Source organism: Streptomyces sp. NBC_00690 (genome assembly GCF_036226685.1).
Taxonomy (GTDB): Bacteria; Actinomycetota; Actinomycetes; order Streptomycetales; family Streptomycetaceae; genus Streptomyces.
In genome coordinates this window covers 4,367,151-4,393,104 of sequence record NZ_CP109009.1, presented here as the reverse complement: position 1 = coordinate 4,393,104, position 25,954 = coordinate 4,367,151, and the positions used below count along the sequence as shown (strand labels likewise).

The 25,954-nt window shown below is 71.2% G+C and carries 13 protein-coding genes and 1 tRNA gene; 2 read left to right on the top strand and 12 right to left on the bottom strand.

The window, feature by feature from the left end:
* Positions 1-177: 177 nt before the first annotated feature.
* From OID54_RS19270 to OID54_RS19215, 12 genes are all read right to left on the bottom strand, one after another.
* On the bottom strand, positions 178-2,811 hold the full coding sequence (locus OID54_RS19270; protein ID WP_329021262.1) for a hypothetical protein: 2,634 nt from the start codon (positions 2,809-2,811) through the stop codon (positions 178-180).
* Positions 2,808-3,908 carry a hypothetical protein gene (locus tag OID54_RS19265; protein ID WP_329021261.1) on the bottom strand — a complete coding sequence of 367 codons (1,101 nt, stop codon included), beginning with the start codon at positions 3,906-3,908 and terminating at the stop codon, positions 2,808-2,810. The genes OID54_RS19270 and OID54_RS19265 overlap by 4 nt, the downstream gene beginning before the upstream one ends.
* Positions 3,905-5,167, bottom strand: coding sequence for a hypothetical protein (locus OID54_RS19260; protein WP_329021260.1), 1,263 nt, complete (start codon positions 5,165-5,167; stop codon positions 3,905-3,907). The genes OID54_RS19265 and OID54_RS19260 overlap by 4 nt, the downstream gene beginning before the upstream one ends.
* The gene (locus OID54_RS19255; RefSeq protein ID WP_329021258.1) at positions 5,157-7,847 is read right to left on the bottom strand and encodes a hypothetical protein; all 2,691 of its coding nucleotides are present in this window, start codon (positions 7,845-7,847) and stop codon (positions 5,157-5,159) included. The genes OID54_RS19260 and OID54_RS19255 overlap by 11 nt, the downstream gene beginning before the upstream one ends.
* Entirely contained in the window at positions 7,844-12,046 is a 4,203-nt protein-coding gene (locus OID54_RS19250) for a tubulin-like doman-containing protein (RefSeq protein ID WP_329021257.1), read from the bottom strand. The genes OID54_RS19255 and OID54_RS19250 overlap by 4 nt, the downstream gene beginning before the upstream one ends.
* A gap of 139 nt (positions 12,047-12,185) precedes the next feature.
* A complete protein-coding gene (locus tag OID54_RS19245) occupies positions 12,186-14,771 on the bottom strand; it encodes a vWA domain-containing protein (protein ID WP_329021256.1) in 2,586 nt (861 codons plus the stop codon).
* Between the two features lie 117 nt (positions 14,772-14,888).
* Complete coding sequence (locus OID54_RS19240) at positions 14,889-15,407, bottom strand: Pycsar system effector family protein (protein WP_329021255.1); 519 nt, start codon at positions 15,405-15,407, stop codon at positions 14,889-14,891.
* Positions 15,404-17,716, bottom strand: a complete 2,313-nt coding sequence (locus tag OID54_RS19235) for a hypothetical protein (protein WP_329021254.1) — start codon at positions 17,714-17,716, stop codon at positions 15,404-15,406. Before OID54_RS19235 ends, OID54_RS19240 begins: the two co-directional genes overlap by 4 nt.
* Positions 17,713-20,700, bottom strand: coding sequence for a hypothetical protein (locus OID54_RS19230; RefSeq protein ID WP_329021253.1), 2,988 nt, complete (start codon positions 20,698-20,700; stop codon positions 17,713-17,715). Before OID54_RS19230 ends, OID54_RS19235 begins: the two co-directional genes overlap by 4 nt.
* On the bottom strand, positions 20,697-21,650 hold the full coding sequence (locus OID54_RS19225; protein WP_329021251.1) for a hypothetical protein: 954 nt from the start codon (positions 21,648-21,650) through the stop codon (positions 20,697-20,699). The genes OID54_RS19230 and OID54_RS19225 overlap by 4 nt, the downstream gene beginning before the upstream one ends.
* Before the next feature lie 365 nt (positions 21,651-22,015).
* Positions 22,016-22,741, bottom strand: coding sequence for a Crp/Fnr family transcriptional regulator (locus OID54_RS19220; protein WP_329021250.1), 726 nt, complete (start codon positions 22,739-22,741; stop codon positions 22,016-22,018).
* 611 nt (positions 22,742-23,352) lie between these two features.
* Positions 23,353-23,425: transfer RNA gene (locus OID54_RS19215), tRNA-Ala, on the bottom strand.
* Between the two features lie 183 nt (positions 23,426-23,608).
* Here OID54_RS19215 and OID54_RS19210 point away from each other — a divergent pair.
* Positions 23,609-24,157, top strand: a complete 549-nt coding sequence (locus OID54_RS19210; protein WP_329021249.1) for a DNA-binding protein — start codon at positions 23,609-23,611, stop codon at positions 24,155-24,157.
* A gap of 63 nt (positions 24,158-24,220) precedes the next feature.
* Positions 24,221-25,879, top strand: a complete 1,659-nt coding sequence (locus tag OID54_RS19205) for a serine/threonine-protein kinase (protein WP_329021248.1) — start codon at positions 24,221-24,223, stop codon at positions 25,877-25,879.
* Positions 25,880-25,954 lie beyond the last annotated feature (75 nt).

Sequence of the window (25,954 nt, the reverse complement as noted above, 5' to 3'; positions counted from 1 at the left end):
CAGAGGCACAAAAGGCGCACACCAGACATAAAATTTGTATAACGCAACCGCTCTGTATGGCTGGTTCCATGCCTCGACCACTCCCGAACCCGGCGCGAACAGATCGCCCGACGGCCACCAGGAGTGCCATCGGAAGCTCCCTCCTCCCTGGTTGGGCCCCTCCTTGGATCGAGGTGCTCAGCCGGTCGCCGATCCACCGTTCGACGACCTGGAAGCGCGTTCCTTCAGTCCGAGCGCCAACTCGCGCCAGACGAGGTTGTGCAGGACGGGCACCTCATCGGAGGGGCAGTAGAGCAGGAGCGTGTCCAGGAACTCCGTCGGCAGCCAGTCCCGGGAGGCGGCCAACTGCCGCAGGAAGCGGCCTACGCGCTCCGCAACCGCATCGCCCGCCAGAGGCTTCTGCAGAGAACGGAACAGCCAGCAGGCCACCTTGATCACACGTTGGCCGTGCAAGGTCCAGAGGGATTCGTCGTCCGGTGGCGGCGCCTCCAACAGAAACCGGCGATCGAGCAGCAGTCCACACAGGGTCTCCGACTCGTCCTCCGTACGGGACATCTCGGCGAGCTTCCTCAGGACCATGTTCTGCGCCTGGTACGACAGGAGCGCGTGTTCGGCGATGACCGCGAGCAGATCCTCGTCGCTGCATCTCTCCAGGTCCTGGAGCACCTTCACCTTCAGGTCCCCGCCCTCATGGTCCCCCGCCGTGGCATAGCTGAGGTCCTGGTGCAGTTGACGGCGCTGGGGCGCGGTCAAGACCTGTCTGGGCTTGCGCTTTCCCACCCACTTGGTGGTGCGGGGGAAGGGGGAGGAGAAGCCCAGCAACTCCTCAGGTTTCACGTGAAACATCTGGTTCTGATGGCTTGGCTGGGGACCACTCTGGGGCGGTGGAGATGTCGGTCGTGGCGGGATGCTTGCTTCCGCATGCTCAGTGGCACCGACCGGGTCGGCCCCGACAGCCAGGTCGAAGCCCGATGGCGGCGCCGGGAGGGCCGCGGCGACCGACGGCGCATCGGATGCGTACTGCCTGGAAGCGTCCTGCTCGGGCGGATAGGAGCTCGCTGCGCCTGATGATGCGTCTGGTGCGTCTCGTGTGTCTGGTGCGTCGCGTACGGAGCCCTTGGCGAAGAACCCCCCGTCAGCGCCGGCGTCCCACTGCTGCCCGGTGGACGACGAGCGGGCCGAGGACGAGCCGTGCACCAGGGCGTCCGAGTTCCAACCGGCCGAGCCAGGGTCGGGCTCGGGCGCCGCCATCGAACCGGAACCCGTGGTCGACGCTCGGCCCGCATCGTGCCCACCCACATCGTGCCCACCCGCCGCGGACCCGATCGCGAAGGTTCCGGAAGCCGCCCCGTCGTCGAACCGGGTCGAGGTGCTACCACCGGCTGCCGCACCACCACTTTCGATGCCGGTCCGCGGCGACTCCACCGCACCGCTGCCGTCCACCTGAACAGGGAGGCCCCGATGGCCTCCCGTACCGGTGGACGAGCGGTTCGAGCCGGTCGCCGGCTCGGTACCGGTGACCGGCCGCCCACCCGTACCGGAGTGCGTCCCGGCATACCCGGCAGCCGGTCTCCCCTCGTCCGCCCGGGGCCCGGAGCCGGGCAACTGCCCGCCCGTGCTCCCCGATCGGGATGGTCCCGTGCTCCCCGATCCGGACGGTACGGAGTGCGTCCATGAACCCGAGTGCGAGCCCCCGCCCCGCTCGTACCCCTGCTCGTCGTCGTAGCCGGGGTGACCGTCACGCCGCGCCGCACCCGTCGACCGGCCCGATGGTCCCCCGGTGCGCCCTTCGCCGTGCGCACCCGCGGTAGTGCGCCGGTCCGTTCCCCGCTGGGGGCGTACCGTCCGGTCCCGGGGCGGCAACCCCCTCAGCGCACGGTCGACGGCCTCGTACCGCTCCTCGTCGTCCTCGATCTCCGCCAGCGCACCCCGCAACCGCTCCAGGGGCCGCTCGTACTTCTCCCGGGCGCCGTCCGCCGCCACTCCCCCCGCACCGATGTGGTCCAGGTAGTGCCGAACCAGTTCCCGTGCCAACTCGGCCGCCCGGTCGGAGCCCTGTTCGGTCAGATCGATGCGGCGCAGCCGGACGTCCTCCTCGTGGGACGCACGCCAACTGGGCACGAAGGTGACCCGCAGTGGATGGGAGTCCACCGTCGCGTACGAGGCATAGGTCCAGCCCTCCCCGCCGAGCGTCGCCCCGAACACCTCGCACAGCCCTCGTAGCGCCACGAGCGCCGGGTCGGGCGCCTGGTCGGAGCCGACCGTGCCGGCGCCTTCGAGGCCACGGGTCAGGGCGGAGATCCGTCCCGAAGGAGTGCGCAGCAACTGCGCTACGAGAGACTCCAGCGGCCCGACCAGCGAGAAGACCGCCTCGTCCAGCCGCGGTATGGCGTGGTTCGCCATCGCGTCAAGCCGGTCGTAGGGGATGGGGTTCAACGTTCCGGACGCCTGCGTCCAGGTGTCGTCGCCCCAGGGCGAGGCACCGAGCCCCAGACAGAAGCTCGCCGTGAGGAGCCTGGTCGGACTGATCAGGGCGTGACAGACCGTGCTGCCACGGCCCTGGGCGTCCGCCTTGGGCCGACGCCTGACCAACACCGCCCGGTCGTTCCAGATCACCCGGACGATGCTGCGCTGATCACCGCCGCGGACCCGCAGGATCGGGCCGAGTTGCTCCGCCATCTCGCGTGCGTCCCGCTCCCCGCAGGACTGGGCGACGGCGGAGATCCCCGCGCCGGCACCGCTTCGGTTGCCCGCCCATCGAAAGACGATCTGGTGGATCTGGGCGTCCCCCTCGTCGTGCGGCACGGTCACATCCCCACCGCTCCCGGGCCGTCGCCGCCGGCGTCACCGAGCACCCCGCACATCGACAGCACGGACACCAGCGGTTCGAGCACCCGCCGTGGCCGGGTGCCGTGCGGAAAGCTGTCCTTGTGACCGTGGCTGCCCGTGGCGGACGCGAAGTGCAGGGTGCAACGCAGTACGCCGTCGAAGGGCTGCACCCAGGCGGGCCCGCAGTGGTGCCGCAGGAAGGCGTAGGCGTCCCGGCTCTCGTCCCGCAGTTTGGTCGCGGACAGCCGGGCGGGGGGTGGCTCGGCCAACCAGCGGTCGACCGGTGGTTCGAAGCGCAGCAGATCGGACTTGTTGATCACGACGGCCGCCGCGACACCGTGGTAGGGCCCGCTGCGCGGCAGCCGGTCCAACACGGTCTGGAACGCGGGGTCGCCACCACTGGCGAGGCCCAGTTCGCCGCGCAGCGGGTCGAGATGGGGCAGGGGCACCGCCCGCAGCGGATCGACGACGAAGACCAGGGCGTCCACGCCCAGCATGAACCGGAGCATGGCGTCGGTACGCCGCAGGTCCTCACCGCTGAGGTCGAAGAAGGCCACCGGCCGGGTGCTGCCGTCGGGGCCACTCAGCAGCAGGGCCGCCACGAAGGAGGCGAACGACTCCGGCGGGGTGTGCTCCAGCATTCGACCGGAGCGCAGCCGGGTGACGTGCTCCTCGATGAAGACCCGGTGGTCCTGGGGATTGACGGACTGCCAGGTGATTCCGTAGCGCTCCAGACCGCCGTCGATGATCTCGGCGATCATCTGGGTCAGCAGATGCGTCTTGCCCGTCGCGGAGTCACCGACCATGGCGACCGTCAGCGGGTCACCGTGGGTGAGGTAGGGCGCCGGGATGTAGTGCTGCGGTACCCCGTCGGTGTTCCGGCAGCGCTGGTAGGCGGAGCGCAGGGTGTCGGCCCGGCGCAGCGGACTGTTCTGCGTGGACAGGTCCAGGGCCGCGTACTGCTGTCGATCGTCGCGGACGAACAACTGCCGCTCGTCGAAGCCGATGGGCTCCAGGCAGTACGGGCAGAGCGTCTCCCGGGAGGGTGCCTGGCCCGGGGGTGAGGCGGAGGTCGTCATCGGTGCTGGTCTCCTCGGGAGCCTGGGCCGGGGTTCTTGGGGGTGGCGCTACCGCCGACGTGCCAGGCGTCCTGCTCCCTGCGGTCTTCGACGCGTCGACTTCCGGTCCTGCGGCCACCGCCGGGCGGGTAGTCGGGCGGCGGCGGACCGCTGCTCGCGCCCCGGGCGGCCCGCACCAGCGAGGCGTGCTTGCGCCGCATGGCCTCGTCGAAGTCCCTGCGGTGCGGCTCCAGGGGGTCGGGGAGCGCGGTGGTGAGCGTCTGGGTGTCCGCGTCCGGCATCAGCCGGGAGAGCAGGGCAGCGGCGGACGGTCGATCGGCTGCGAGGGGGGCGAAGACGGGGGTGAGGGTCTGTGCGAGCGACCGGTGCCGGGCGAGGTCGGGCGAAGGTCCGTCCGCACTGCCCTGACGGCCCGTCACGATCTGGTGGAGCACCTGCCCCACGCTCCACAGCGCATCGCGCGCATCGACCTCGCCCACACCCGCCCGCTGCTCGGGCGAGGCGTAGGGAGGCACTCCACAGGGGGTGCGCGCCCGGCCGATGCGGGTGATCGAGCCGAGGTCCCAGAGTTGGGCGCCCTGCCCGTCCCAGCGCACGGCGGCCGGCACGATGCCCTGGTGCACCAGCCCCACGGCCTCCATCAGCCGCACCGCGAGCACCAGATCGCGTTCGATGATCCGCTGTTCGCCGGTGGACACACCCTGGTTGAGCCCGGACACGGGACGGCCCCGGGGGGCCGCGTAGAGGATGAAGGGCTCCGGCGCATTCATGTCGTAGCCCACGGGCATGGGGAACAGACCCCGAAAGCGCGTGCCGCCGTAGGCCCGGTTCAGGGCCAGTGCGGCGGCGGTCTCGGCCTCCAGCAGGCCGTACGCGGTGTGGTTGCCGTTCTCCGATGCGGGCAGCCGCACCTGTACGCCCTTCCAGTCCTCGCTCTGGACCGGGCGGGCGAGAACGGGCGGGCGCACCAGGCGCGGCCGGTCGGGGCCCAACTGCACCCGCAGGGTGTGGTGTCCCCCCTGAGGGGTGACGAAGCCCAACTCGTGGCGGACCCGGGCGCCGCCGCTCTGGCCCGCACCGTTGTCGCCGGGGCCGGCACGGCCGCCCCGGCCGACGGGGTCGTCGAAGCGTCGCTCCCCCGGTCCGCCTTCGTGGCCGCCCATGGGGCCCTCCGCCGAGGAGCGGCCCGGTGCGAACGGATCCCGCGGTCCGGCTCCCCTCGCCTCTCCGTACGCCCCGGGTGAGTGGTCAGTCGCCATGGCGAGGCCCCCTGTGTCGCTGGTCCGGCAGTTCCCGGGCGAACTCATCGGCCCGGGTCCACACCGTCTGTACCGTTCCCGCACGCAGCGGGGTGAGTTCCAGGACGCCCACGAACCGACCCGAGGACATCCACACCGCGTCGTCCAGCGCGGTTTCGCCGTCGCCGCCGAACTGGCCCGATCGACCCGACCGATCGGACTCCAGCACCGGCCGGACGGCTGCGGGGGCGAACCTCAACAGGCGCGCCGCCGACGGGTCGCGGCTGAGGAGCGCCAGTTGGGACGGTGAGCACAGCGGGCGCAGCCTTCGCCCCGCCAACTCCGGGATGAGCGCCTCCCACACCCGCTGGGGTCCCACCCCGAGCAGCGCCATCGAATCACCGCGGTCACGACCGCGGCGGGCGAACGCGGGCACGGGCAGGACGCCGTTGCTGCGCAGTTGGCGGTGCACCGATTCAATGCCCCTGCGGACGGCCTCGTCCGTGGTGGCCGGGTGGTCCTGTGGCGCGGGCACTCCCGGCACCACGGCGCCCCAGTGGCGGCGCAGGGCGTCGACGGTCGCGTCGGCGAGGTCGGTGAGGAGCGTCCGGTCCAGCTCGGGACCGCCTTCGCCGCCGCCCTGGTCGAGCCATGGGGGCGAGCAGCCGTCGGCGTACACGGCCTCCTGGTCGGCGAGGCCGTGGGGACGGCCGGTGCGCCTGCGCTGACCGGGTACGCCCGCGGGGTCGGCCTGCGGTGAGTCGTCCGGCCAGGGGTCGGCGGACCATTCGTCGTCGTCCCAGTCCTGGACGTCCCAGCCGTCGGCTCCCCAACCGTCCTCGGCTCCCCGTGCACCCCAGTGCGCCTCCGGGTCGCCCTCGCCCCACTCGTCCGACGCGCCCTCCTGGGAGGTGCTCGCCGGGGCGAGGCGGACGGCCGAACGCAGCGCACCGGCCAGGGCCCGTGCGCCGTCCGCGGTACGGGTCCGTTCCGCGGCGGCCCACCACTGCTGGCGGACGATCTCGGCGACCAACCGGTCCACGGTCTCCAATCCCACGTCGAGCCGCTCCACGCCGGTGGCGTCCCACCAGTCGTCGACCGCCCGGGCCCAGCGGATGCAGAGCAGCAGCAGGGTCCAGGAAGTGGCGAGCAACAGGGTGGTGAAGCCCAACCAGGACGGCGGTTGCAGTGTGTGACCGAGTGCGCCGCCGCCCGCCACACCGGTTGCGGCGGACATGATTTGAGTGCCCGTGGCCATCCGCAGGGCGCCACCGCGGGCCCGGTTGGGACGGGCGCGGGCGGCCAGCACATGCCCGACGAACAGGATCGACAGCGGCAACAGGGCCAGCAGCGTGCCGGGCCATGACCAGAGGGAGCCCAGGGATGACAGCGCGGCCACGGCGGTCCAGGCTCCGGGGCGGGCCCGGGCGAACCGGAACGGATTCGCGATGGTGACCGCCGCCACCTCGGGACTGCCCTGCTGCAACTCGGCGATCCGGCCCTCGGCAGGCAGGGGAGCGATCTGTTCGGAGAGGGCGGTGAGCCGCTCCGCGACGGTGTTCAGATCGAACCCGTCCTCCAGCATGGTGAGGGTGAAACGGTTGATCTCATCGTCGACCACGTCCCCACGTGGGCGTTTACCCACCGATCCCAGCCCGGCGTACCGCTGCCCCTCCCCTGGACGTCCTCGGTCCTCGGCGGGCGGGAGCGCAATACCCACTTCCGCCAGCAGTCCTTGGGCATCGCCCGGTGCCAGATGGGGTGAGGCGCTGGCGCGCAGTGCCCCCGCCACCAGGGTCCGGTAGCGGCGGAGCTCCTGTGCGGACTCCTCGATCGCGCGGCTCAGTTCCTGCGCCGGGCGTCGCCCCACGAGGATGCCCACCGGACGGGCCAGCTCAGAACGGAACCGTCTGGCCCGCATCAGGGCCTCCCCGTACGCCCGGTGAGCCCGCTCGGCGGGACCGCCCGGCACATGGATGCGAGCCGGGGCGGGCGGCGGCCCCTCGCCGGCGAGTTCGGCCAGCCGAGCCGGCAGGTTCTGGGCGCTCAGCCGTGGCCCGGTCGTGCCGGGCTGACCGGTGAACCGGGTGAGCGCACCGAGCCAGGCCCGTTCCAGCGCTGGTGCTGCCAGATCGTGTTCCAGGGCACGCAGCGCGGGTGCGGCGGTGGCGGACGGACAGTGACGCAGGGCGCCGAGGACGCGGTCGAAGAGCTCCCTCTTGCGCAACAGGTCGACGAGGATGCCGAGCGCCGCGGTCCGCGCGGTGTCCGAGCCCCCCTGGCCGTTGTCAGCCGCGGCACCGGCAAGGGGGTCGGCGGTCCAGAGCACGCCCACGCCCTCGGAGTTCAGGGCGGACACCAGACGGAGCCTGCTGGCCGAGCGATCCTCCTCCTGCCCGGCCGCCCATGATGTCTCGTCGTCCCACTCCGAGACCTTTGCGGAATCGTCCAGTTCACCGACGGCCAGGCACACCACCTCGACCGTGCCAAGGGTGGGGTAGCCCATGACGAGTTCATAGGCGTCGGCGTGGGCCGTGAGCCCCTGCGGGGTGTCCACGAGGAGGAAGCGCAGATCCCGCTCCGGCGCCACCTCCCCTTCCTGACGCCATTGATGGAGCACCAGGTCGCGCAATCGCGCCTGGTCGACGGGGCGTTCGTGCTCGGAGCGGAAGTCGAGTACGACGACGATGGAGCCGCTCACTCGGGGTCTCCGTCCCAGACGCCGCGGCCCTTGCCCTCGGAGTCCCGCTCGCCGTCCCACTCGGTCTCGCCGTCGCTGTCGGCGAGCCCCCAGGGAACGGGCGATTCACCACCGGGCCAGCCGGGGTCCTGGAGCGGTTCGTCCGGGTATGGGGCGTAGGCCGGCTCGGAGGACGCCTGGTCGGGGATGAAGGCCGCGGCCGAGGCCACTCGGCCCGCGGTGGGCGCGGTCACGGGTCCATCGGCCCGGGGCCCTCGGTTCCGGTCGGGCTCGACGGCCCCTGCGGGCTCGTCGGGATCTGCGTGGTCGGCGGGATCTGAGCGGTCGGCCGGGTCGGTCAACTGCCCGTTGGTGTGGTCCGCGCGGGCCTGTCGGGGCCGGCGGGCGGCTCCGGCAGGATCGGCGGGCGGCTGGCCGTGCCCCGCCCGGGGCGGTACGGGCCAGTCCGGATCGGCGCCGCCCGACCGGGGGCCTGGTTCCCGGCCCGCCCCGCTGTCGTACTCGTCCTCCCTGGCGCCCTGTTCCTCGCGTGCCGACTCCCTGCGTCGGCGCCCTTCGGGGGCTCGGGACGACCCCTCCGTCCGATCGTCGCGGCGGGCCCCGGCTCGACCGGCCTGCGGCCCGGACGGTGCCGAACCCCTGGCGCCCGCAGCGGAGCGCGGCGAACCGCGGTCAGGGCCTTGGCGCGGCACGTCTGCATACCGGTCGGCCGGCGACGGCTCGTCGTACCGCTCCCGACGCGGCCGGTCCGACGCATACCGCGCCTCACCGTCCGTGGTGTGCCGGTCCGCGCGGTCGTCAGCCTCTACCCGGTCGTCACTGTCGAGGCGGTCTTCGTACCGGTCCGCGTGGCCGCGTCCCGCCGGCCCTTCATGACGCTGACCGCCCGCCCGTTCACCGCCTGCCCGTTCACCGCCGTACCGATCGTCCCGTGAGCGCTCCTCGTACCGGCGTTCATGGGTCGCGGCGTCGGGCTCGGACCAGCCCTGGTCCCAGTCCTCGTCCCGACCGCGGGGGCTGCGCGCCGGTTCGCCGCGCCGGACCGGAGTGTGGTGATCGCGCACCCACTCCTCCAGCAGCCGCAGGTTCGGCTGCACCGGGCGCTTGCCCTCGGGGAAGGGGACTTCGAGTGCGCCGACGAGGGTCTCCTCCCAGAACTGGCGCAGGGGACGCACCCACTCGGCGACCCGGTCCCCGTACTGGTGCTCCCGCTCCTCCAGCAGCCGCAGTTGACGCGGCGCGATCTCGTTGACGAAGCGCCGGTACAGCTCAGACGGCTTGCTACCGGAGGTGGTCAGGTCCTGCGGCAGGACCCGCATCAGCTCCCGGCAGTAGTCCTCCACGATCGAGCCGTCGCCGTCCCCGTCGCCCTCGCTCAGCAGCGCCCAGTGCTCGTAGGCCCGCAGCAGGCTCGCCCAACTGGAGATCTCGTCGTGGTGCTCGTCGAGTTGCAGCGTCATGGCGGGCACGTCGTTGCCGACCCGGTCGTGCAGACGGATGCGGACCTTGCGCGGCGACGCCGGGTCGCCGAGGCAGTCGAGCTGCCCGTTCCACATGGCGCACAGCAACCGGTGCAGGATGTGCTCGCGGTCCTCCTCTGTACTGGCCAGCCAGTCGTCCTGGTAGCCGAGGCGCTGCCGCCAGCGCAACAGGTCATCGTCGCGCTGGTCGTCCTGTGCCCGGGCCCACTGGCGCAGCACGGCCCGCGCCTCCGGCACTTCGGTGACGCTCATCTCGCTGCGGAACAGCACGACCGTGATCGTGTCCGAGTCCACGCCGCGGCACTCGATGGTGCGCTGGCTGTCGCGCGGCAGATGCAGCGCGCGCTTGAGGTAGGTCTCCGCCGCGTCCTTGCTGTGCGCCTGCGGATAGGTGATGAGGATCTTGAGCGGCCCACTGCCCTCAGGGGTGAATCCCGCGGGCAGCAGCCCGGCCACCTTGAAGCCGAACTGACGCAGAGCACCGGAGCTGACCTGCTCCGCCGACTTGGAGTCACCCGCAGCCGCGGACAACAGGGTGCCGAGGCTCGGCATCAGTGGACGGGAGCGCTGCTGGCGCCCGCTCTCCGCGAACAGCTTCTGCACCCGCTCCTTCAGCACGCCCTTGACCCCGGACACCGCGGCGGCCGGATTGCGCCGCCCCTCCGCGAACGTGCTCTGCCAGTGGTCGGAGCTGACGAGGGTGAGCAGCAGCGCCGTCTCGTCGTCGCTCCCGCGCAGTGCCTCGCTCTCGATCAGACGCTCCATCAGGTCCTCGTAGAACTCGCCGAGGCTGGACTGCGGCGGCAGGAAGTACGAGACGCCCGTACGGTCGTCGTACAGCTCCTTGACCTTCGCCGCGTCCGCGGTGCGCTCCTCCTCGACGGCATCGCGGAAGGCGTCGATGAGCTGGCCTAGTTCGTCCTGGAGGTCATTGGCGGCGGACCGCCAGCGGGGCTCCTGCTCGTTCCAGGCGCGGTGCCAGACCGCCCGGGCGCTCAACTGGTACCAGTCGTTCTGTTCCTGGATGACCGTGGCGACTTCGTCGTCGGCCCAGCGCGGCCGGGACAGACCACCGATCCGGCCCCGGATGCGTGGCACGATCGGCGGCGGGAGCGCTCCGCTCTCCAGCCCGGCGGGCGCCTGCCGACGGTTCTCCAGCACTCCCAGGAAGCCGAGGCCCGCCACGGGGTCCGCGTCGTCCGGGATGCCGCGGATGACCCCCTCCAACTGGAAGAGGTCGATGTCGCGGAGCATCCGCTCGGCGGCGGCGCGGGGCTCGAATGCCTCCGCGAGGGTGATCACCTTGCGGCCCACCCGGCGTTCCAGATCTCCGAGTTGACGCCGCATCGTCTCCAGCCGGTCGCGCAGCGCCTGTTCGATGTCGCTGCTGCCCTTGGGGACCACCGTGGGCTCCGGTACGGGAATGGCCTCCCGCCGCCAGAGGTCACCCAGCCCCGCGGCCTCGAACATCTGACGCACCAGCGGGGCGTTCTCTGCGGTCCGGGGCACCCTGCGGTCCAGCAGCCGGGGCACCGCCCTGGCGAGCATCCGCGCGGACACCAACTCGGCCAGTTCGTCGAGGGGCGCGGTCATGGAGGCGACCAGACTGGTGGAGACCCCTCGGTGGCCGATTCCACTGGCGGCCCTGGTGCGTCGGGTCACGCCCCGGTTGATGAAGTTGGCGGCGAAGGTCTGGTAGTCGTCGTCCGCGTGGGCGGGGCCTTCGCGCAGTTCCGTGCCGATCAGGGACAGCACCAGCGAGACCATGGATCGACGCAGGTCGTCCGGCCTGATGCCGGCGGTCAGACTGAAGAGGAACCCCGTCGGTACGGTTCCGTTGTCCAGCCGGATCGGATGCATGTCCGGGTAGCGGATGCGCAGGGCGTTGAGCTGCTCGGTCGCCCCCAGGTCGGCTTCGGCGTCCGGTACGTTCTGCCGGTCGACGAGCCGGAACAGGTCCACCACGGCGCGCGCCGCGTTCAGCTTGGCCGCCCGCCCGCCGCCGTTGCCCTCGGGGAAGGCCGATGGCATCACCACCAGCGGATAGATCCTGGCGCCGGTGAAGTTCTTGTCCTTGAACGTCTGGCCGATCAGGTGCAGATAGTCCAGGAAGATGCCGGTACCGGTGCCGCCCGCGACGGAGAAGGCGACGAACACGTCGCAGCCGCTGATCGGACCGCCCTCCAGCTCCTCCAGTTCACTGCCCGACCGGCTGATGATGTCGATGGCCTCGCGCAGCGGCTCCACGACCGGGGCGGTGCCGTTGCGCAGGGTGCCGAACAGGGCGGCCCGGCCCACGGTCGGCCACTGGCCCGCGCCGTTGCGCAGCGGCACCACCTTGGGTTCGCCCTCGCGCGGCGGCAGCCAGTCGGACACCTCGTCACGGAGTACGGCGCGCAGCATCCGGGTCACGTCCGGGGAGCTGAGGTAGCTGGCGGGCAGCAGATCGTGCGTGGCGCGTGCGGTACGGGCGTACGCGTCGCGCAGGGTGCGGTCGGCGTTCATGTGGGGAAGCCTGGCGAGTTCGGACTCGCTGTAGTCGGCGTACACGAACTGGAGGCAGTCGGGCAGCTGGTGACGTTTGCGCTGGCTTCCCGCTGTGAGCGCATTTCCATCGGGCCCGCACAGTTCGGCGCGCAACCGCCGTTCCAGTTCAGCGCCGACCAGACCGCCGGTACCACCCAGGCCGACGAACAGCATCGGCTGGAAGATCCTCATGATTTCTTCTCTCCGCGAGGGCCGGAGCACCCGGCCGGTTGTGGGTGAGGGATGTGCAGTGCCGTGCTCGCGTGGGGGATGTGATGCCGGCGTGGCCCGGGCCCGCCGAGGCCCGGGCCGCGCCGGTCAACCGCTTCGGCTAGAGGTCCGGATGCGGCGAACCGCCGCCTGAGGAAGCCCCCACACCGCCCGATGAGGACGGATAGGCCGATCCATGGGTGGCGCCCGGGCGCTGTTGGCCGCTCCGGTCGCCCGACTGGCCGCCCGGCCCACGGCGTCCGCTGCCGTCCAGCAGCCGGACCAGGCGCCGCAACGCGCCACCGCCTGACGCACCCCGTCCGGATCCGGGCTCGATGCGCAACTGGACCGTGCTGCCCGGCAGCGTCACCGCGGTTCCGATCCGTACCGACTCCTCGGCCCGACCCGGCATCCGCAGCAGCCCGCCCCGGGGTCCGCGCCGCAGGTAGTAGCCACCGCTGGTGGGACGCGGCTCCAGCCGGGGATCGTCACTCTCCTCGTCGACCACTTCGAAGCGGTACGGGACCACCCCGCCCGTGCTGACGGGCAGCGAACTGCCCTCCCGGTGGCCACCTCCGTGGGGCACCAGCAGCCTCAGCACCAGCCCCGAGGGGTCGGCGCGCATCTTGCGGGCGCGCCAGGCCCAGATCACATAGGCGATCAGGGCGACCAGCAGGATCGCGCCCGGCACCACGGCCCACCAGTAGTCCCGCCACACGCGCTCGGGCAGGGACGGCACGGGCACCACCTTGATGGTGACCAGCTTCGCTTCCAAGACCTGTTCGTCCGCGGCCGTGTCGACGACGCGGATCTTCCCGGCCAGCGTGCGTCCCTCGGTGTTGTCGCCGACGCGGAGGGTGCCGTACTCGGTGATGGACTCCCCGGGATCCAGGGCGTATTCGCGGCGCGAGAGCGTCAGATCGCCGGGGGCGGCATCCTCGACGTTGAGGCTCAGTGTCCGGGCGGTGGTGGTGTGGTTCTCCGCCTTGAGGGTGAAGCGGGCTCCCTCGCCGGGGTGGACGGTGGTGTCGGAGACCTTGATGTCCGCCCGCACCAGTTCGTTGACGCCACCGATCCGGGTGGGGAAGGGCCGGTGGTCAGCTGTCAGGCCGACCGCACCGAGCACGCCCACGGCCTTCAGTGCGCCGGTCGCGGTCTCGGGGACCTTGACCGTGCCGGAGAAGATCCCGTCACGCGCCTTCGTGTCCTCGCCCTCGCCGTCGTCACTGAGGGAGATCGGTACGGGGTCGAAGCCGTCGCCGGTGAGGGTCGCCGAGACCCGTAGGCGATCGAGGTCCTCACGGTTGGTGATGGACTCGTGGTCGCGGGTCTGGAGTTGGAGTTCCACCACCGGGCTCTCGCCCGGACGCGGTGCCGTGGGCTTCATGCTGATGGAGGAACGCAGCGAACCGCGCCACTGCACACCGACGCTGGCGAGCTTGTCCCGGTGCCCTTCCGGGGCGTCGAGGTGCACCGTCCAGTTCCCCGGCCGTGGATCGGTGACCCGCAGCGCCTCCACGTTCTTGCCCTCGCCGGCGAGGGTGAAGGTCGACCCGTCGCGGTGCTTGCCCGGCTCGACCTTCTTGCCGAGCGGATCGATGTACGTGACGGTGACCTTGGGATCTCCCTTGGAGACAACGATGCTCGCGAGTGTGGCGAGCGGGGAGATCCGCAGCTTGACATCGGTCGGCGGGGTGCCCTTGACCGGCTTCTCCGAGACCAGGCAACGCGCGCCGGCGAAGGCGGCCTGAAGGGCATCCCCCACCGCCTCGGCGTCCGGCACCGTACGAGCCTGCGGCTTGGCCTGCGGCAGATTGACGCAGGAGCCCTGGTGGGCACCGGCGGCCATCTCCTTGAGCTTGGCGGGATCCGCCTTTCCGAACCCGAGCGGCCAGATCTGCACCTTGGCGGCCTTGGCCTCCGCGAGCGCTTCCGCCAGTTCGCGCTTCCCATTGGCCTCACGGTCCTTGGGGTCGCCGTATATCGGGCTGTCCTCGACGTCGAGGAGGCCGTCGGTGAGCAGGAACAGGACCCTGGGCACATTCGGTTCGCCCTCGCCGAGCCGGTCCACGGCCTGGCGGATGGCCGACGGGAAGTCGGTGCCGTTGCCCTCGTTCTGCTCACGGCTCTTGAGCTTGCCGATGCAGTCGCTGAGCTTTTCCCGGGCCACTCCGCTGAGAGTGGTGGCCGGGCAGACCTCGTCCACGGGCGACTGCCGGTCGTTGTCCGCGCTGGCGAACCCCAGCACGGTCATCCGGGAGAGGTCCGACATCTCACCGACGACGATGCGCTCGGCGGCGTCCCGCTCCCGCTCCACATCCTTCTGGGCCAAGGACCCGGAAACATCCACCACGATGGCGGCGTTGACCGGGTCCTGGGTCTCCGCCTTGGCGAGTGCCGCCGAGTCGAAACCGCTGCCCGCGCCCTGGACGGGCGACGGGGACAGCGTCAGGGCCGCCAGCACCAGGGCGCCGAGCGCCGCGCCACCGCCCAGAACCCGACGGCGACCCGCGGTGCGGGGCGAGTGACGGCGCGCACCGAGCCCATCCGAGGCGGGCCACCCAGCGGAATCCCCCGTATCGATCCCGCTGGGCGTGCCCACCCGGCCCCCCGGCTCATGGCCCGCGTCTCCCCGCAGGCCGGCTCCCGTCGGCGCCGGTGCGCCGCGGGCTGCGCGGCTCTGGTCGCCGCTTGGGTCTGTGCTCACGTCTCCACCCCGTCTTTCTTCCTGCCAACCACTCGTGCTCGTACCTGCCGCCGTCGCGCTCCGCTGCGCGTCTCCGGCCCCGTCCTCGGCCCCCGCCCGGGCCGCCCCCTGTCGCGGTCAGACCGTCAGCAATCCGGCCGTCACGCACACCACCCCCAGGAGCAGCCAGCCCACGCCCCAGCGGATGCACCGGTACTTCCGGGCGAGGATGCTGCTCAGGTCGACCGTCTGGGTGACCAGCCAGGCGGCCGGCTGCCCGCCCGCGTCCGTCACCGCGGTCAGGACTCCGGCGTGGCCCGACTCACGGTGGATCGCGAGCACATCCGCGTAGAAGGTGATGCCGGGCCCGTCCCGTTCAGTTCGAAAGCGGGGGAGTATCGCCCGAACGAGTGACATGGCACCGAACACCCATACGAGACCGCCCACCGCGAGCAGCCCCATGCCCGCGGTGGACGGCCGGTCAGAAAACCTCGCATTGCTCGCCACGAGTGCGGGCAGGGCGAGGACGAAGGAGAGCAGCACGGACGCCTTGGTGTCGGCGCGCGCCAGGTCCTCCCGTACGAAAGTCAGCAGACGGCTGGCCGCATAGCCGGCGCCGGAACTCTCGACGGTGTCGACGAGCGCGGGGGCGGTCATCCTCGACCCCGTTCGTCGTCGGAGACGGACCAGTAGTCGCCGCCGCGCTCCTGTCGGTCGTCGGAACGTCGGGAAGGCTCGTCCCGGTCACGATCCCGATCCCGATCCCGGTGTCGGTCGGCTGCGTCACGGCTGTCCCTGCCGCCGCCGTCCCTCGGGCGGTCGTCCCTTGTACGGTCGTCCCGGTACCGGTCCTGGCGTGAGGAACCATCACGCCCTCGGTCGACGTCGGACCGGCCGCTCCTGCCACCGTCCGCGCCCGGGCGACCCGAGCCCGGTCGGCTGTCGGGCCCGTCCCACGAGCGGTCGTCGCGCCTTCGGTCGTCCCGTCCCGCATCGTCGCGCGACCATTCCTCACGCCCCCGGTCACCGGCTCGCCGGAATCCGCCGGAACGGTCCCGCTCCTCGTCGTCCCACGACGGGTCGCGGTGTGTGCGCGCCCGCTCCGGCCGCTCGTCCCCGGCGCGGGCGGCCTCACCGCGGCCCCCCACCGGCCGTGGCCCACCGGGTCGACGTGATGCGTCCCGGCCGTCCTGAGGACGGTCGTCGCGACCCGCCCGAGCGGAACCGCCCCGGTCGCCCCGGTCCCGGCTGCTGTCGCTCCAGTCCCGATCACGGTCACGGTCGCGGTCGCGGTCGCGATGACGGTCCCGATCACGGTCGCCGTCACTGTCGCGAACAACTCGCGGGCGGCCCTGCCACCCCTGGTCGTCCGAGCGCCCGCGCTCCGATCGACCGGAGGAGGACCAGCGGTCCGCGGTACGGGAGTCGGCGTCCTGAGCGGCACCGGACCGACCGCGGGAGCCCCGATCCGATCCGAACCGATCCGAACCCGAGCGATCCGAACCCGACCAGCCTGAATCGGAGCGATCTGGTCCCGACCGGTCCGGTCCCGACCTATCCGAACCCGAGCGACCGGGCGAGCGCTCGCCATCGGACCGCCCGCCCTGCGGTCGACCACGGGAAGGACCGCCGTCCCCCGACCTTCCTCCGGACGAGGTTCGACCGCGCCCCGGTTCGTCCCCAGGCGGCTCAGCCCGAGCCGAACCGTAGGAATCGTCGTCGTCCCAGAGATCGCGCTCCGGACGCCGGCCTGATCCGGCCCGTCCGCCACCGGCGTCAGCGTCAGCGACGGACACCCCGTCCTCGTACTCGTCCACCCAGGAGCCGTCGTTCCAGACCCGCCCCTCGCGCGGCGGTCCGCCCCTCGATCCGGCATCCGCACTGGGCCACGGCGGCTCCTGCCGGCCCGTACCGCTCCGAGGCTGCTCGCCGCCACCACTCCCCGACGAACCCGGCGGCAGGGAGAGCCGAGGCGGCGGCGCGGGCGACAGTGCCCGCTCGGCGAGAGCCACGTACTGCGGGTCGGTCGACCGCTGCCCCGGCAGGATCAGCGAACGCAGATGCGCCTCCAACTCGGGGCTGGTGATCCGGTCCTGCTCCAGCATCCGGAGGAAGAAGTCCCTGGTGTCGCTGCGCCCTTGGGCGTCGTCTTCCTGCATCATCGTGATGACGCCCTTGACGTCCTGCTTCGTACCGGACGCCATCAGATAGGCGAGCCGGTCCGAGGCCGATCCGGCGGCCAGCTTCGAGTACGCGGCGAAGCGCCGCCCCACCCGCTGCTCCTCGCCCTCGTCCGTACGGGCCTCCCGGACCTGGTCGAGGATCACCTCATCGGTGCCCACGTCCACGAACAGCTCCGCGCTGAGCCCCACTTCGGCACCGAGGTCCCGCCAGCGCCCCGCCCGGATGTCGGCGCGGATCGCGGTGTTGGCCTGCTGGGCCTCCCGTACCGGATAGCGCTCAGACACCTCCCGCAGCCGGTCAACGATCTCCTCGCCGAGGTCCCTTTCCACACTGGCGAGTTGGTTCACGGCCACGCGTTCGTAGTCCGTCACCTGCCACCGCAGAGTGATCTTGGTGACAAAGAAGGTGGCCGCCCCCGCAGCGGGAAGCCTGACCTCGAAGGTGGTGATGTGCCGCCCGCACGCCACATGACACACACTCAGCGGACGTGCCCACCAACGCCGTTCCCGGACCTCGTGGGGTCCGTTCACCGTGTAGACGGTGCAGCCGCCGCCCTCGTAGAAGACCACCGACGCCGACTGGGCCCCGCCGTCGTGGCGATAGCCCCGGCCGGGGAGCGGTGTCTCCCGCAGGAACGGTCCCGGAATGCTCTCGGGAAGCCTTCGGCTGTTCTCCCCTGGCTTGTCGGGCAACTCCGCTCCGTTCTCCTGCCCCGGTTCAGCGACCGCTTCGGGCCATTCCGCTTCCATCTGCTGCCCGTCTTCTTCCGGGTACTGGGTCAACTCCGCTCCTCTCTCCGGCCGGGCAGCCCGGCCCCCACTACGTCCCGCACATGACTCGCGAAGGCTTCGTTCAGAGGTTCATCGGGGGCGTCCGCCATGGTTCGGAGCAGCCACAAGAGCCGGTCCCAGTCCCGCCTTTGACGCATCAACTGAGGCAGGAACCACAGCAGGGCACGCAGGACCTCACCGGGCACCGGATCGAGTTCCGCCCCCGTGGCGGCCTCATGGTCCTCGAAGACATAGATCCGCTGCCGTCGATCCGGCCCCGGCACCACGGCGTCCTCCTCGGCCACCCGCAGCCAGTCCCGAAGGGCGTCCATGGTCCCCTCGCTGGACAGATGGGTGTCCGCAGCCCGCCACAGCAGATCGGCCAGCGGGGCGTCCGCACCTGGGACCGCCACCGCGACGGCGAGCGCCAGCGGCCAGTGGGCCCGCAGCTCCAGTTCGCGATCGGTCTCCTCGGTGGACGCACGGGGAGCCGAAGAGAGCGTGGTGGAGCGCCAGCGCAATGAGGGAGAGCGCCGGTTCGGTCGTACCGCGGGCGGCAACCGGTGCACGGGCGGCCCCGACGACGAGGGTTCCGCACCGTGCAGGCCCGGGTCCTCGCCCTCCGTGGTCCCCGGAGCTCCGCTCTCCGGCTCCCACAGCTCGTCGGTACGCGCCCAGGCGATGCGCAGCGCACTCAGCAGGGCGAGATTGCGGAACTCGCCGGTGAGCTCCGCCGCCCACTCCTTCAGGACGGTGAGCACCTCCGTGGCCCTGCTGCCCGATGCGAGCCTGGCCAACGAGAACGACGCCACCTGGAGGTGCTTGCCCTCCTCCCGGCTTCCGATGTCGCCGAGCAACTCGACCGCGTGTCGGGTGTCATGCTCCGTACGTCCGTAACCGAGGACGATCGCGGCCGTCCAGCACAGCTCCGATTCCGTGGCCTCCGCCCAGTCCCGTACGACCGAGCGCACGGCTGCCCGGTGCGGCTCACGGCCGCCCATCTGGTCCAGGGCCGTGGCCGCGAAGAAGCGGCGCCGTGGGGCGTCCGCCGCGGCCAGTGGACGGATGAGTTCGGCGAAGCCGTACCCCACGTCGGCGGCGCAGAGTTCACCCGCGACGACGGCGGCCCGTGTCCACACCTGGGGACGGGGGTCGTCGGCGAGCGACCGCAGCCAGCGCACCACGGGCCCCCGAGCCGAGTGATGGCGCTCCCAGACCTCGGCCAGTACGGCTCCGGCCAGGGCCTCGCCCCGGTAGGCGACCGTGCGCACCGGCAACGGCACCCCGCCGAACGTGTCGTCCTCCTTGACCGAGAGGTCCGCCCGGCAGGCGGCTAACAGCCCCTCCAGGTTCTCGGTGAACACCGGCCTGCCCGGTGCCCTGGCGGGATCGCGGGCCTGCAAGAGCTCCCACGCCAGCAGGTCGGCGGCGTCGGCGACGGCACTGAACGCCTCCCCGTCCAACACGGCGAGCGCCACCCGGAAGGCCATCTCGCGCAGCCAGCCGTCCATGTTGTCCGCCGACTGCTCGCCGCCCCGGCCGGACTCGTCGGCGAGAACGGGTACGCGGGCACCTCCGCGTCCGGTGAACCACTCCCTCGCCTGCCCCCGGGCCACCTCTCCGCACGAGTTGAGGAGTTGTGCGCGGCTCAGCCCGCCGCTGACGTGCTGGACGACCAGCCGCGCGACGTGCTCCGTCTCCCCCGGCCGCAGGGAATCCAGTCGAATCCCCAACGCCTGCTGGAACAGGGCGTGATCGAGGATCTGGTTGCCGGCGTCGAGCGCGGACTCCGCCGCCGCCGACTCACGGGACAGTCCGCGTACGAGGTGCCAGGAGAGCAGTTCGCGCGCCGGCGCCGGCGGACACTGACGTCCGTAGCGGCCGGTGAGCAGGCCGCCGCCGGGTGAGGACGGCGATGCCACCAGTACCGCGTAGGCGGCTCGTTCGGCCAGGGCCGACGACAGGGCATCGAGGTGCAACTCCTGTGGAACGGGCCAGTCCCCCGCTTCCTCGGGCAGCTGGATGATCATGCCGCCGCCCTGCGGCACACCCGCGACGATGGCCGGGAGATCGCGTACGAGATGGGCGGCGGCCGAGGGATCGAGCCGGGTCACGCGCCCGCCGCTCGGTGTCCCGTCCGCGCCCTCCGCACCACGGGTCCTGCTGGCCGTGGTCAGCTCGTCGAGCAGGCACAGGGCCGTGGTCGACCGTCCGGTTCCGGGCGGTCCGCCGAGCAGCAGTACGCGTCGGTTGCGCAGGACGTCCTTGAGCAACTGGTAGCCGGTCGGTGCCCGATAGACCTGGCGGAGACGGGCCAGTTCCTCATCCGGAACGATGCCGAAGACGGGTGCCCTGGTCGTGCCGCTCCCGCCGACGTACACATCGCCGAAGTGGGCGTGACCGAACCTGCTGCGGTCGAAGACCCCGCTGTTGCCGCGGACCTCGAACCGGACCTGGGCCTCACGGCGGGCCCGGGTGGAGGCCCGGGTGCCACCGGACGCCCCCGTGTCGGCCAGGGGATCTCCCATGGCCTCCCGGAAGCGCTCGCCCTGTCGCTGTTCCCGTTCCGCGCGCTCATTGCGGGAGCCATCGGCATCGTCGTCCTGCCCACCTGCGCCGGGGGAGTCATCGCGGTCGCCGCGCTCCTCCCGCCCTCGATGGTCATCGCCCCGATCTCGATCCCGGTCCCGGTCCCGATCGCGGTCCCGGTCCCGATCGCGGTCTCGATCCCTGTCCCGGTCTCTGTCGCGGTCTCGATCGCGGTCCCTGTCCCGATCGCGGTCGCGCTGGCCTCGCTCTCGGTCCTGTTCCCGGTCACGCTGCCCACGCTCCCGGTTCTCCCGGTCCGGCCCCCGCTCCCGGCCCCGGTCGGCGTTACCTGCGTTTCCAGCGTTGCCGGGGTTACCAGCGTTTCCAGCGTTGCCGGGGTTGCCGGCGTTCGGGGCGGCGGGCGCCCGGACGGGTGCGGCCCCCGCACCAGGGGCTTCCGCACTCACCGCTCCTCCTTGGGCGGTGCCGTATGACGGCCACCGAAGTGGGTCGTCCCGTAGCGGAAGTCACCACGATCCACGAAGATGCTGTCCCCCTCGGCCTGCACCTCGAAGTGGGCGCCTTCCCGGTCCCGGTCGGACTCCCCCTCCACCGTCGGATCACCGACCAGCCAGGGGTCCGACGAGGCGCCGAACCCCTGTGCGTCCCCGTCCGCCCCCTGCTGTCCGTCCGGTCCGGCGGCGGCACCGGCAGCAACGGCCCGTGCGTCCGTACCGAGATCCGAACGGGACGGTGCCCGGGCCCCGTTCCGGGCACCCCGTCCCCCCTCGGGCGCGGCACCGGCGCCCCGAAACGCCCCGAACTCCGCGTCCCCCGGCACGGCAGGCCGCGTCTCACCGGGGATGTGGTACCAGGCGGTGAGGGGGCCTTCCTTGAGCATCAGCCGCGCCGGACGGTAGGTCGACGGCTCCATGAACCGACCGCCGTGCTTCACGATCGCCTGGTAGAGCGAGTCGGAGACCACACAGACGAGGTCGCGGCCGGAGTGGGCGAGCACATCGCGGGTCACATCGGATTCGGCCAACCGGCAGACCTGGTCGACGGCTTCGCCCGCCAACCCGTCGTCGTCGTGCTGAACGGGTCCCACGTGCATGCCGACCCGCAATCCGAGCGGTACGGAGAGTTCCTCGTTCCCATCGCGCAGCACCTGGTACAACTCGGCCAGCCAAGGGCCGATCAACTGTGCGGGTGGCACTCGGGCGTCCACGGCGGCGAGAAATCCGTCGCCCCGGTCCTCCCGATGGATCAACGACCTGCCCACCCCGCTGGAGTCGAAGGCATCGTCAGCACATGCGTAGATGCGCCGACGCATCCGCAGCTTGGCGTTGTCCAGATAACGACCTGACCCACGGGCATCCACACTCATCAGGAACTTGTAGACAGCCCCGGCACCCATTGCGCCTCCCCTGGTGTTCACGGATGCAGGTCAGCATCCCCGCCCCCAGGGCTTTGGCATGTGGTCGTTTACACATCGTTCTGAAGCATTGGGATCTCCTGGTGGAGGCGCACGCCCCCTGCGCACCACCCCACCACTGAGCGCACGCCCCCGCGCCCCCTGCTCAGAACCGCTGCTCCCACCGCCCGTCGGAACCGATGAACACCGATGGAACACCGATGAACATCGAGCTCAGAGAGCGAGAAGCCGCCACTCCAACGGGGTGCGTCACCCCTGGATACGGCCGCGACCGGAATCCGTCTCAGCGCCACACCGAGCCGAGGCACGACTACGTTCCATCAGCCCACACCGATACGGAGAAATCCTCAGGACGTTCGGCTGCGAAAGTCGAAACTGCCGCCGGAGGCGAGCAGCTGAAGCACCGTCGGGTCGACGAGTTCGATCCGACGCTGCCCGGTACGGACGACATCGGCGTCACGCAGCAACCGCAAAGCCTTGGCCACCGCCTCACGGGTGGCACCCACAGCATCGGCGAGATCGTGCTGCGCCAGATCGACCAGCACCACCTCGGCAGCCGTCTTCGCCCCACGCGAGACCGTGGCCGGACCAACCGCGGGCAGCTCCAACAGCCGTTCTGCCAAACGCTGGAGCACGGTCAGCGAAGCCAGTGATCTGCGCTCCTCATCGGCGCTGCGCAGCCGGGCCGCGAGTTGGGTCATCAGCAGGCCGTTCGCCTGTGGGGTGCCCGCGACGAAACGTCGAAACCGCTCGTTCATGATCACCCGAGCGGACACCGGACCGAGGGCGGTGACGGTGGCACTGCGTGGCGAGCCGTCCAGCATCGCCATTTCACCCACCAGCTCCCCGGGTCCGCGAAGGGCCAGAATCAGTCGGGAGGACGCCCGCTCGGTCGCGGTGGAGACGACGGCCCAGCCCGTGAGGATCACCAGTACATGGCTGCCCTCTTCGTTCTCCCGCAACAGATGTTCCTGAGCAGCGAACTTGCGTTCAGCGCCGAGGCCCAGCAGTTCTTCCCTGGCCTGCTTCCCCAGCCCATGGAGAAACGGCCGTCCTCGCCCCACCAGGCTCATTGCTCGCGCCACCCCTCGCCCTGTGCGTCGCCCATCGAGCGTAGTGACCCCCTGGAAGGGGCGGAAGCGATCGAGCGGATGGACATCAGCCGAACCACGGGCGCAACCGCCCTCTCCACCACCGGTCAGAGTGGCCGGGACCGTCCGCACCCGAGTGCAGCGATCTTCAACCAGGACACCGTGTCGGGGTCCCCGGTCGCCGAGTGGCCCGAACCCGTCGCCAGACTGCTACGAACCCTCTCTCCGCTCAACCACTTTCTCCGGCAGTCTGCGTCGAAACCACAGCATCCGCACACCGGCTCGACCATCCACCCGACCCATCCCCGATGGGCAGCTACCGGACCTCTGGCCGCTGGATGCCCGGGAAACCGAGAACGATCGCCCTGCGCCGGCACCGGGGACGATCGCCCGGCCACACTCGGCAACGGCGTACGGCGCCACTGCCCCGGAGCCCCCAGCCGGCTACGGGAGCCTGCGGGCGAGGTACGGAGACCACGTCTCTCTCTCAGAGGGAGACAGTCGTCCACCGCCCAGCCCAGCCCACACAGCCCAGCCCACACAGCAAAATGCCCTCCGACCGGCGATCACCAGGTCGAAGGGCATTCATCGTGTGGAGCCTAGGGGAGTCGAACCCCTGACATCTGCCATGCAAAGACAGCGCTCTACCAACTGAGCTAAGGCCCCTCATGGGAGGACAAGACCGATTGGACCATGGGCCCGGGCCACATCCGCAGACCCAGAGTACCGGGTGTTTCGGGTGATCCTGCAAAACGATTAGGACTCCCCGTGGGCGACCACTCTCCGTAAGATGCACGACGAGGTTCGCAGCAGCGAAGCCCGCTTTGGGGAAGCGATGGGGAGACGCACATGGACGCCGTGCAGCAGGAGACGACCGCAAGAGCCAGGGAGCTCCAGCGAAGCTGGTACGGGGAGCCATTGGGGGCGCTGTTTCGGCGGCTGATCGACGACCTGGGGCTGAACCAAGCCCGGCTCGCTGCCGTTCTCGGTCTGTCCGCTCCCATGCTCTCCCAGCTCATGAGCGGCCAGCGGGCGAAGATCGGCAATCCTGCGGTGGTCCAGCGGGTCCAGGCGCTCCAGGAGTTGGCGAGTCTGGTCGCCGACGGAAGCGTCAGTGCCGCCGAGGCCACCGATCGCATGGAAGAGGTCAAGAAGTCACAGGGAGGCTCCGTGTTGACCGGTACCAGCCAGACCACCAGCAGTTCGGGCGCCCCCACGGTGCGCCGGGTGGTGCGGGAGATCCAGTCCCTGCTGCGGTCCGTCTCCGCCGCGGGCGACATCATCGACGCCGCGGACACGCTCGCCCCGACCCATCCGGAACTGGCAGAGTTCCTCCGGGTCTACGGAGCCGGGCGCACGGCGGATGCCGTCGCACACTACGAGTCGCACCAGAACTGATCACCGAGGCTGAACCAGAGCACCACCTGACGCCTCACGAGGACGGGGAGCGGGCGCAGCGCCATGGGTGAGGTCTTCGCCGGTCGGTATGAGCTGGTCGACCCGATCGGACGCGGTGGCGTCGGCGCTGTGTGGCGCGCCTGGGACCACCGGCGCCGCCGCTATGTGGCGGCCAAGGTGCTCCAGCAGAGCGATGCGCACACCCTGCTGCGCTTCGTCCGCGAACAGGCCGTCCGCATCGATCATCCCCATGTCCTGGCCCCGGCCAGCTGGGCCGCGGACGACGACAAGGTTCTGTTCACCATGGATCTGGTGAGCGGCGGGTCGCTGGCGCATGTGATCGGCGACTATGGCCCGCTGCCTCCCCACTATGTCTGCGGTCTGCTCGACCAACTGCTGTCTGGACTGGCCGCGGTGCATGCCGAGGGGGTCGTGCACCGCGACATCAAGCCCGCGAACGTCCTGATGGAGGCCACCGGCACCGGACGTCCGCATCTGCGGCTGTCCGACTTCGGCATCTCGATGCGCAAGGGCGAGCCCAGGCTCACCGAGACCAACTATGTGGTCGGTACGCCCGGGTACTTCGCACCCGAGCAGATGACCGGTGCGGAACCGGACTTCACCGCGGACCTGTTCGCGGCCGGCCTGGTCGCCATATATCTCCTCGAAGGCCAGAAGCCCGACTCCAAGGCACTCGTCGACCACTTCGTCGCCCATGGCACTCCGGGGGCGCCCCAGAGCATCCCCGAGCCGCTCTGGCAGGTACTGGCCGGACTTCTCCAGCCGGACCCCGAGGACCGCTTCCGTAGCGCCACGGGAGCGCGCAAGGCGCTCGCGACTGCGGGCGAGATGCTTCCGGATCTCGGCCCCGACGACGAGCCCGTCGAGATCTTCGACCAGCTCGGTCCCCTGCCGATGGGGTTCGGCCCTGACGGCCCGGAGAGGCCGAAGGCGCTGGGACCGGCCCGCCGCCCGACCGGCTCGGTGCCATCCGCTCTCCCGGCAATCGACGGCAGCCCTCCCCACCCGACCGGAACCGAGCCCGGGGCTCCCCACATCGCCGCCCCACCGCTCGCCGGCTTCCCCACCGCGGGGCCGCCCTCTGGCCCATCGGTCGTCGAACGCCCCGGCGTGGCCCCGCCCCCCGCGGGACCCTCCACTCCGGCCGAGGCCGCCGAACCGCTGCCGCTGCCCCCGCAGCCACCCAGCACGCCACCACGGCCTCTCCAGCAGCAACCCGGCCTTCTCACCCACGGCTCCGAACCCGCTCCGGGCGCGCTCCCGGCGCCACACCCCCTCACACCACCGCAGTTGCCCCCGGTGCCCACGAACGGGCCGGTGCTGCCTCCACCGCCCACCCAGCCGCCGACTCCCACACCACAACCGATCCAGCAGCCGCCCGCACCTCCGGCCGCTGCCGAGTCCACCCCGCCCCCCGTATCGGACCTGCTGACGGATCACAGCGTCGCCCCCTTCTACGCCTACGCTCCCGAGCAGCTGCCGCAGTCCCACACCACGCAGACCGCGCCGACCTCACCGGTGCACTACCAGCCGCCCCTCACTCGTACATACACCGCTCAGAGCCCTCGGGTTCCCCTGACCCGAGCCGAAGCCCGGCGCGCGGCCAAACGCCCCGGGCCGCCACTGAAGGTCGCCGCCCCCGTGCTGTTCCTGGCCCTGATCTGCTACACCGTGGGCGTCTGGGCGCTTCTCCAGCTCTGAAACGAGCCCCCCACAGGCTTTTTGCTTGAGCAATTCAAATATTCACTTGAGTGAATGCAGGCCACCCCGATCACC

Coding starts and splice junctions, on each gene's coding strand:
- OID54_RS19265 (WP_329021261.1), bottom strand. CDS start 3,908: ATGACGACCTCCGCCTCACCCCCGGGCCAGGCACCCTCCCGGGAGACG.
- OID54_RS19260 (WP_329021260.1), bottom strand. CDS start 5,167: ATGGCGACTGACCACTCACCCGGGGCGTACGGAGAGGCGAGGGGAGCC.
- OID54_RS19250 (WP_329021257.1), bottom strand. CDS start 12,046: ATGAGGATCTTCCAGCCGATGCTGTTCGTCGGCCTGGGTGGTACCGGC.
- OID54_RS19240 (WP_329021255.1), bottom strand. CDS start 15,407: ATGACCGCCCCCGCGCTCGTCGACACCGTCGAGAGTTCCGGCGCCGGC.
- OID54_RS19225 (WP_329021251.1), bottom strand. CDS start 21,650: ATGGGTGCCGGGGCTGTCTACAAGTTCCTGATGAGTGTGGATGCCCGT.
- OID54_RS19220 (WP_329021250.1), bottom strand. CDS start 22,741: ATGAGCCTGGTGGGGCGAGGACGGCCGTTTCTCCATGGGCTGGGGAAG.
- OID54_RS19210 (WP_329021249.1), top strand. CDS start 23,609: ATGGACGCCGTGCAGCAGGAGACGACCGCAAGAGCCAGGGAGCTCCAG.
- OID54_RS19205 (WP_329021248.1), top strand. CDS start 24,221: ATGGGTGAGGTCTTCGCCGGTCGGTATGAGCTGGTCGACCCGATCGGA.